This window comes from Thalassospira sp. UBA848, from assembly GCF_002295455.1.
In the GTDB taxonomy this organism is placed as follows: Bacteria; Pseudomonadota; Alphaproteobacteria; order Rhodospirillales; family Thalassospiraceae; genus Thalassospira.
In genome coordinates, this window is the sequence record NZ_DBGS01000007.1 from 59,426 (window position 1) to 67,778 (window position 8,353).

8 protein-coding genes are annotated in these 8,353 nt (G+C 53.8%); 4 read left to right on the plus strand and 4 right to left on the minus strand.

Features of this window, described 5'->3' with window-relative positions; all coding sequences use genetic code 11:
- Positions 1-2: 2 nt before the first annotated feature.
- Both B2R48_RS01330 and B2R48_RS01335 read right to left on the minus strand, forming a co-directional pair.
- Positions 3-1,172 carry a glycosyltransferase gene (locus tag B2R48_RS01330; protein WP_296996859.1) on the minus strand — a complete coding sequence of 390 codons (1,170 nt, stop codon included), beginning with the start codon at positions 1,170-1,172 and terminating at the stop codon, positions 3-5.
- Positions 1,173-1,224: 52 nt separating this feature from the next.
- Positions 1,225-1,812 (minus strand): DNA-3-methyladenine glycosylase I, encoded by a 588-nt coding sequence (locus B2R48_RS01335; RefSeq protein ID WP_296996862.1) that lies wholly within the window; start codon positions 1,810-1,812, stop codon positions 1,225-1,227.
- A gap of 310 nt (positions 1,813-2,122) precedes the next feature.
- On the opposite strand from B2R48_RS01335, the gene B2R48_RS01340 reads away from it, so the two are divergent.
- From B2R48_RS01340 to folD, 3 genes are read left to right on the plus strand one after another with little or no spacing between them, the layout of a single operon-like run.
- A complete protein-coding gene (locus tag B2R48_RS01340) occupies positions 2,123-2,419 on the plus strand; it encodes a YggT family protein (RefSeq protein ID WP_062955972.1) in 297 nt (98 codons plus the stop codon).
- A gap of 51 nt (positions 2,420-2,470) precedes the next feature.
- Positions 2,471-2,803 carry a DUF167 family protein gene (locus B2R48_RS01345; protein WP_296996866.1) on the plus strand — a complete coding sequence of 111 codons (333 nt, stop codon included), beginning with the start codon at positions 2,471-2,473 and terminating at the stop codon, positions 2,801-2,803.
- Positions 2,800-3,699 carry a bifunctional methylenetetrahydrofolate dehydrogenase/methenyltetrahydrofolate cyclohydrolase FolD gene (gene folD, locus B2R48_RS01350; protein ID WP_296996869.1) on the plus strand — a complete coding sequence of 300 codons (900 nt, stop codon included), beginning with the start codon at positions 2,800-2,802 and terminating at the stop codon, positions 3,697-3,699. The genes B2R48_RS01345 and folD overlap by 4 nt, the downstream gene beginning before the upstream one ends.
- 175 nt (positions 3,700-3,874) lie before the next feature.
- Here folD and B2R48_RS01355 read toward each other — a convergent pair whose 3' ends face one another.
- Both B2R48_RS01355 and B2R48_RS01360 read right to left on the minus strand, forming a co-directional pair.
- Positions 3,875-4,864, minus strand: a complete 990-nt coding sequence (locus B2R48_RS01355) for a restriction endonuclease (protein ID WP_296996872.1) — start codon at positions 4,862-4,864, stop codon at positions 3,875-3,877.
- A 101-nt stretch (positions 4,865-4,965) separates the two neighbouring features.
- Positions 4,966-6,888, minus strand: a complete 1,923-nt coding sequence (locus tag B2R48_RS01360; protein WP_296996875.1) for an SLC13 family permease — start codon at positions 6,886-6,888, stop codon at positions 4,966-4,968.
- Between the two features lie 175 nt (positions 6,889-7,063).
- On the opposite strand from B2R48_RS01360, the gene B2R48_RS01365 reads away from it, so the two are divergent.
- Positions 7,064-8,296, plus strand: coding sequence for a winged helix-turn-helix domain-containing protein (locus B2R48_RS01365; RefSeq protein WP_296996879.1), 1,233 nt, complete (start codon positions 7,064-7,066; stop codon positions 8,294-8,296).
- Positions 8,297-8,353 lie beyond the last annotated feature (57 nt).

Consider the following 8,353-nt stretch of genomic DNA (forward strand, 5'->3'; position numbering starts at 1 on the left):
GATCAATTGGGGTGTCTCGGGTCTCTTTGGAATCCGAGTTCCGCGACTGGCTGGTTGCCAGCCAATTCGTCCCAAAGTGCCAGGTAACGTGCATTCATCGCATCAAGGCCATAATGGTTAATGATCCGATTGCGCGACGCCATTTTACGATGGGTTCGACTTTCGGCATCTTCGGTTATGAGTTCTTCGATGGCTTTGGCAAGTTTGTCCGGCGAACGTTGGGGAACTATTTTGCCCGTATCGCCAATAACATTGGTGACATCACCCACATCATTTCCGATTGCAGGTACGCCACAGGCCATAGCTTCGCCGATAACATTGGGAAAACCCTCACCAAAGCTCGATGCCAGGACTGCAATATCAAATGCTGGAACCAGTTGTGCAACATCACGGCGCAAACCCAACGCTGAAACGTGCGGCACCAGTTCATCTGCAATGGCAAGTTCTTCTGTATTTTGGCCGACCAGGGCCAAATGCACATTATGCCCATTGTTACGCACTAGTCTAATGGCTTCAAGCAAGGTGACATGATCCTTGGCAAGGTCCTTGCGCGCAACCATTCCGACCAGATGTTTGGCGGGATCGATGTCGAGTTCCGCGCATAGCCGGTTCTTTGCATAGGGATCTGGATGCCATTCATCGGTGTCAAACCCGTTTGGCAGGTAGGCCCATTTTTTCGGATTGTAACCACATTTGATGTGATGCTGCTGACCGGTATAAGAATTTGCGGCGACAACTGCTGGTGCTCCTGACATTTTTGCCAGAAGGGCAAGAACAATACGGGTCGAACGACCATATTGTTTAAGGTCCATTTCCGCACAGCGTATATTCCATGCTAGCCGTCTCGTCCCGCATCCCGAAAGCGTGGCAGCGATGGTTGCTATGAAATCTGAATGATACAGCCAGGACATAATGGCATCTGGCTTGAACTTGCGCATCAGTCGCGTCAGGCGAATGATTGCACCGGGCAAATCGCGAATGCCCGGTTTCATGCCAAGGCAATGCAACTCAACACCTGCATCACGCAAATCTGTTCCAAAAACACCTTCGTCCATCAAAGATACGACGATCTGGCGCGGAATATTCGGTCCGCTATCTCGGGAGTTATGACACGCGATACGGGTTAGTACGCGTTCCGCGCCGCCCGCTTCGAGTTCATTGATGATGTGCATTACGGTTGCCATACCAAGGCTATAGCAGGCCTTGAACTATCAGAACAGATGGCTATTTCGCCAACTGATGATAGCGATAACAATCCGTCGTGTGGTCCATCACGATCCCGGTGGCCTGCAGGAAGGAATAGATGATCGTCGTGCCGACGAATTTCATGCCGCGTTTTTTAAGGTCCTTGGAAACCCGGTCACTCAGTTCGGTTGAGACCGGCACGTCAGACATGCTTTTCCAGTGATTGATTACAGGCTCCCCGCCAACAAAGGACCAGATGTAGGCATCAAAGCTTCCGAATTCTTTCTGGATCGCGATGAATGTTTGCGCATTTTGAATAGACGCCGCGACTTTTAATTTGTTTCGAATAATCCCCGGATCGGCCAGAAGCGCTTCTTGCTTTGCCGCGTCGTAAGCCGCGACCTTGGTCACATCAAAATTGTCATAGGCTGCGCGATAGGTGTCGCGCCGTGCCAGAATGGTCAACCAGCTTAAGCCTGCCTGAGCCCCCTCAAGGATCAGCATCTCAAAGAAATGCCGGTCATCATGCACCGGAACACCCCACTCGCTGTCGTGATACTCGACATAAAACGGTTTGTCCGCATGGGTTAGCGCCCAGCCACAGCGTGGTTGATCGGTATTTTGCATGATTTTACTCCTTCAATGCCCGCATTCTGGCGTTGATGCGTGCCTGGATACAAGGCGTAATCGGGGCGGGACTGACATCTCCTGACAGTTTCTGGCAGGGGATTGGCGGGGCTTTGGGCTGGCGTTGAAGGGGCGTGTTGATCAACTGGTTGGTGAGCATGATCACAAAGCGATGAAAACTTGGCGCGAATTGCACCAAAATCAACGCTGTGTGCTTGCGTTGGGGGCAATTGCCGACTAGGTTTTGCTGCGTGCAAACATCTTTCCGGGCCAAAATCATCCGTGCGCCCGGCGATTGTAAGGAGCGGCGATGCTGGCGATTTTCTGGCTGATTGACACTGTGGTGGGGATCTACATTTTCATGCTGATTGCATCTGCAATCCTGTCATGGCTTGTGGCGTTCAACGTGATCAATACCAACAACCGGTTCGTCTATATGGTCGGTGATTTCCTCTATCGTGTCACCGAACCGGCATTGCGTCCGATCCGGCGGATCATGCCCGATCTTGGCGGTATTGATATCTCACCGATTATCCTGATCCTGATCCTGCAATTTGCCAACATGCTGATCCAGACCGATGTCCGCATGGCGCTTGTCGGGTATTAGGTCCTGACCCCTAATGTCTCATTTCACCTATTAAATTGTCTCATTTAGACAATGTCTGATCACGCGCCCGTGTTACGGTCCGAGCCATCAGGGGGTCGTCTGTTCGTTCGGTTGACGCCAAAGGCATCGCGTAACGCGATTGGTGATGTCATGGTCGACGCAAACGGGCAGGAGCAGCTAAAGGTGTCGGTGACGGCTGTGCCCGAAAACGGCAAGGCCAATCTGGCGCTGATAAAACTTTTGGCAAAAGCGGCCAAATGTCCTAAATCGTCGGTCAGGATTGTTTCCGGGCAAACTGATCGCACCAAAACGCTGCTGATCGACGGAAATCCCGAAGAGCTGATGGCGAAAATATCCCAACTCACGGGGCGGACAGACATATGAGTGACGCGAAAATCATCGACGGCAAGGCATTCGCAGCCAACCTGCGCACCGACATCACAGCCGAAGTATCCAAGCTTAAATCCGAACATGGTGTAACACCGGGTCTGGCCGTCATTCTGGTCGGCGAAGACCCGGCCAGTCAGGTCTATGTCCGCAACAAGGGCAAACAAACCCTTGAATGCGGCATGAATTCCTATGAGCACAAGCTTCCGGCGGAAACCAGCGAAGAAGACCTCCTGGCGCTGATCGCCAAGCTCAATGCCGATGAAAATGTCCATGGCATCCTGTGTCAGCTGCCCGTGCCCAAGCACATCAACGAACAGGCCATTCTGGCCGCCATCGACCCGGCCAAGGATGTCGATGGCTTCCACGTTGTGAATGCCGGAGCCCTGGCAACGGGCGGAGAGGGCTTTGCCCCCTGCACGCCTTATGGCTGCCTGATGTTGCTCAAAGACACGCTGGGTGATCTGTCGGGCAAACGTGCGGTGGTGGTTGGCCGTTCGAACATCGTGGGCAAGCCGATGGCGCAGCTTTTGCTGAAGGAAAGCTGCACGGTCACCATTGCGCATTCGCGCACCCGCGACCTGCCTGAGGAAGTCCGCCGTGCCGATATCGTCGTTGCCGCCGTTGGCCGTCCGAACATGATCAAGGGCGACTGGATCGCCCCGGGTGCCACCGTGATTGATGTTGGCATTAACCGCGTTGAAGGGACTGAGGGCAAAATGAAGCTGGTCGGCGATGTCGAGTTTGAGACCGCCTCAAAGGTGGCCGGTGCCATCACCCCTGTTCCGGGCGGTGTCGGCCCGATGACCATCGCGTGTCTTCTGAACAACACCCTGATTTCGGCTTGCCGTGCCAACGGCCTTGATGTGCCGAATCTTGGGTTTGATGGTTAAGCAACGCGACCATATCGAAATGCGGAGGGCAGCCATTGGCTGCCCTATTTCATTAAAGACCAGGTTCGTCGGTGAAAATCAGTAAATCCCAACGCAATACATGAAGGTTGCAATGTATGAGGGTGTTCGTTTTTCAGAGCGAACCAAACCAAGTTTCTGGTCAAATTTTTTACTTTTAAAGTATGATCCCTGCCGCAGGTTTGCGCATAGCCATTATCCAGTCTCCAACCTGTTTTCTGTTTGCGGTGGTTATTGGATAAGTGCGTGCATTAACAACCTTTTCTGCACCCGGGCTGATGTCGTTGGTTGTTACAATTAGTCCTGACTTGGCTTGCTCATGAAATACGTCCGCCCAAAGTGCTTTCACGATTACCTTTCCGATCTTTCTTTGCTCTCTCTTGCATTGCACTAGGATTGCTGGGGGAGAGTGTGGAGGTGCATCGGTTCGCCATGCACGTACATCTATACCGCCGTCGTTGCGCCCTTTGCCTAATTCTATGCGATAATTCTGGCGAGACAGCCATTCAGCAGTCAAACCCTCAAACTGCCGCCAGTTTATGCTTCCAAGTAGATCTAGGTGCTTTGACAAATAGTTTATGAACCGCTGATCAACAAACGTGTTCGAATCTACCGGCAAAGCTTCACTCTTAAACAAATTTGCTAATTCTATTAAGTTATTTGTATTCACACTTCTGCTGTACCAGGGAGAAAATGCCAGCTCCATCGACATTGATTCGAGAAGCTGTTCATGGATTTTTCTCCAGCGGCTTCCGACAATGTCCTTTAGTTCGTTTACCAGAAGAGCTCTGTCCAAATCTCCTGTTTCTTGACGTTTTCTGAGTACATGATGGGCAACTGCCTCTATCGTTAGCAGTTCCTCAATGTTCACGATATTTTTCCATTCGTGGCCTAGGCTTCGAGCAAAGCGTGATCCTAGGGTTGGCATGCTTGGTTCTTCAGTTGCGCCAAGAAAGTAAAGGAGATTGGCAACGGCTTCTGCGTAAGCGTCAGCTCTAATTCGGTGCAAAGAGTTCGGTTGTTCGATAGCTTTCCTTACCGGACTCTGATCTTGCAAATGATTGAGAATATCAACTTCGGATAATGCAAAGCCAGAACGCTCTCCTGCATCTTCACTTAGATTAGAAGCGAAGGAGAATCCGGGCATTATGATTGATCCCATATCTTTCTTCGCGCTCCTTCTTAGGGTCTAAGGAAGGGCTTTATGATATCTAAATATATGAAGCCTACATATAGCTTTATTTCTGGTCAGAGTGGCCAAACCCATAGAAGCATCGGCACACCAACCGCCACAACGATGATTTCAATCGGCAGGCCGAGGCGCCAGTAGTCGCTGAAGCGGAAGCCGCCGGGGCCGAGGATGAGGGTGTTGTTTTGATGGCCGATAGGGGTTAGGAACGCACAGGATGCGCCGATGGCGACTGCCATCAGGAACGGGTCGGAGCTGGCATCGAGTTGGGCGGCACTGCCTATCGCAATCGGGCACATGACAGCGGCGGTTGCGGCATTGTTCATGAAGTCCGAGAGCGTCATGGTGACAATAAGGATCAGGGCAAGGGCAACTGGCGCGCTTCCCTGTGCGACGGTATCGAGCAGGAAGCGCGCAATCAGATCGGCACTGCCAGTACTTTCCATGGCATTGGCGACCGGGATCAGGGCGGCCAGCAACACCACAACCGGCCAGTCGACCGCATCATAAAGGGTGCGCGGCGAGACCACACCCACCAGCAAAGTGGCAAGCACGCCAAGTGCAAACGAAATGGCGGCAGGCAGGATGCCAAAGGCCGCAAGCGCAATCGCAACGGCCATGATGGCGGTGGCCTTGAAGGCCTGTGTCTTGTCGCCAAGGTTGAGCGACCGTTCGGCAAGCGGCGCGCAGCCCAGGCGATTGCCAAATTCGTGAATGGCAGCAGGCGTGCCTTGCATCAACAACACATCACCGGCCTGCATTTTCATGGTGCGCAAGCGTGACATAGAACGTTGTCCCTGTCGCGACAGGGCCAGAAGGTTGATACCATAGCGACTGCGAATGCGGATATCGGCCGCGGATCGCCCGATAAAGGAGGCGTTTGGCAGGACCACGACTTCGATCAGGGAGATATCGTCGGACTGAAGGGCTCTTTTCTTTGTATCGGAGTCCTTTTTGTCCGACTTGGAGGCGTCATCTTTCTCGGAGCCGTCCTTGGACGCGTCACCGGACTTTTCGGCCGCCCTTTGGGCCTTTTGGGCGCGGACCTGTTCCTTGGCTTCTTCCCTTTGTTCGGCGTTGGCTTCTTCGCTGCGCAATTCCGCTTCCAGGGTCAGTTCAAGCCCTGAAAGGGCACTTGCCAGTCCTTCGGGCTCGGCTTCGATCAGAAGGATGTCGTCCTGTTGCAATTCGCGATAGGGGCTTGGTGCGGGGATGCGGCGCTCGTTACGGATCAGGCCGATCACCTGCGCGTCCGACTTATCAAGCTCGTCATTGATTTCGCGCAGGAACATGCCGATGGATTTGCTGCCCTCGGTAATGCGGGCCTCGGTCAAATACGATCCGGTTTCAAATCCTTCGGCCCCGGCGCGTTCACGGGTGGGGACCAGAAAGCGGCCCAGCAGTATGACAAATACCAGACCGGCAAGCGCGATGGCGACGCCGACCGGGCTGTAATCAAACATCGAAAAGCCTGTTCCGGTGGCTTCGGCCCGGAAGCCCGAAACGATCAGGTTGGGGGGTGTGCCGATCAGTGTGGTCATGCCACCGAGGATCGAGCCAAAGGCCAGCGGCATCAGGATTTTGCCGGGCGGCAGGTTCTGTTTGTTGGCGATCTGAATGCCAATCGGCATCAAAAGAGCAAGCGCGCCGACATTGTTCATAAAGGCCGACAGGATGGCGGCCAGAAGACTGAGTGCTGCCATGGTGACAAATGGCCCCGCTGATTGCGGCAATACCGTGCGTGACAGGGTATCGACAGCGCCAGATTTTTGCAGGGCCGAGGACAGGATCAGAATACAGGCCACTGTGATTACGGCCGGGTGGCCAAAGCCGACAAAGGCATCGTCGGTTGGCACCAGCCCCAGCATCACACAAACCAGAAGTGACGCCATTGCAACCATGTCATGGCGCCAGCGGGCCCATAAGAACAGCACAACCGTGCCAAGCAGCACGGCCAGAATCATGATCTGCGGGGTGGTCATTCGGGCTGTCCTGTTTGTTGGGTCGTCATTGCTGCGATGTTACCTGAATCCTATGAGCGTCGTGATGTGCGGTCAAGTTCGCCAGCAGTGAAGATGCTGAAATCATCCTGCCAGAATTGTCAGGAGCCTGTGTTAGTATCACCCTGTTTCCATTTAAGAAATCATATGTGTTCTGATGCCAATTGACAGTGCTGACAGGCAAACGCCTGCCGTTTCGATTTCCGCCAAACAGGCACGCAACCTTGCACTTGTCGGGCAGGGGTTTGCCGCCAATCCCGACCGTGATGTGACCAAGCGCCAGATTCTGAAAACCATCCGGGCGACCAACATGTTGCAGGTCGATAGTGTCAATGTTCTCACACGCGCGCATTACATGCCGGTCTTTTCCCGGTTGGGGGTCTATGACCCGGATTTGCTTGATGAACTGGTCTGGGGAACGGCCCGTCAGCGCAAGCTGTTTGAATATTGGGGACATGAAGCATCGATGATCCCGGTTGAGGATTATCCCCTTTATCGGTGGCGCATGCATGATGCGCAAAGAGGTATGGGAACGTGGGGACGGATCGCGCGGGTTCAACGCGAACAACCCGATCTGATTGATAATATCCTGCGCCATATTGATCAGGAGGGTGCAGTTGCCGCCAGTTCCCTTGAGACCGAGGGACGCAGCAGTGCCAAATGGTGGGGTTGGTCGGATACCAAAACCGCGATGGAATACCTGTTCTGGAGTGGACAGGTCATGGCGCGCAAACGGCGCAGCAGTTTTGAACGCGAATATGATTTGCCCCACCGTATTATCGGTGACATGGCACACGAACCGGCCCCCGATCGACAGGATGCAATGTGCGATTTGATCTGCAAGGGAATGGCCGCCATGGGGGTGGCTGCAGAGATCGATGTGCGCAAATATTTCCGCCTGCCAACTGATGAGACCAAGACGTGTCTGGCCCGCCTTGTTGAAGAGGGCCGGTTGCTGCGCGCCGATGTTGAAGGTTGGAAACAGCCGGGCTATCTGTGCCCGACGGTCAATCCACGATCCCGTGCCAAACCGACTTGCCTTATGGTGCCGTTTGATCCGGTGATGTGGGAGCGCGACCGCGTGGAGCGGATATTTGGCTTTACCTACCGCATCGAGATCTATGTGCCCTCTGAAAAACGCGAGTACGGCTATTACGTTTTGCCATTCATGTTAAACGGCGAATTTGCAGCGCGAGTGGATTTGAAATCAGACCGCAAGGCGGGGATGCTTCGGGTGCAAAGTGCGCATCTGGAACATCATGCCAAGGCTGGCGATGTCGCCGGGCCGCTGATGGAAAATTTGCGGCGTCTTTCGGTCTTTCTGGGACTGGAAGGGGTTGAGGTCATGCCCGCCAATGACTTTTCGATATATCTGGGGTCATGCCCCTAGATCGCCTAACAGACCGCCAAAGGTAAACGGGGCGCAGGTCCCACATCCGCGCCCCGT

Bases quoted from the DNA above. Each gene is read 5' to 3' on its own strand.
- B2R48_RS01330 (WP_296996859.1), bottom strand. From the start codon at position 1,172: ATGCACATCATCAATGAACTCGAAGCGGGCGGCGCGGAACGCGTACTA.
- B2R48_RS01335 (WP_296996862.1), bottom strand. From the start codon at position 1,812: ATGCAAAATACCGATCAACCACGCTGTGGCTGGGCGCTAACCCATGCG.
- B2R48_RS01340 (WP_062955972.1), top strand. From the start codon at position 2,123: ATGCTGGCGATTTTCTGGCTGATTGACACTGTGGTGGGGATCTACATT.
- B2R48_RS01345 (WP_296996866.1), top strand. From the start codon at position 2,471: ATGTCTGATCACGCGCCCGTGTTACGGTCCGAGCCATCAGGGGGTCGT.
- folD (WP_296996869.1), top strand. From the start codon at position 2,800: ATGAGTGACGCGAAAATCATCGACGGCAAGGCATTCGCAGCCAACCTG.
- B2R48_RS01355 (WP_296996872.1), bottom strand. From the start codon at position 4,864: ATGCCCGGATTCTCCTTCGCTTCTAATCTAAGTGAAGATGCAGGAGAG.
- B2R48_RS01360 (WP_296996875.1), bottom strand. From the start codon at position 6,888: ATGACCACCCCGCAGATCATGATTCTGGCCGTGCTGCTTGGCACGGTT.
- B2R48_RS01365 (WP_296996879.1), top strand. From the start codon at position 7,064: ATGCCAATTGACAGTGCTGACAGGCAAACGCCTGCCGTTTCGATTTCC.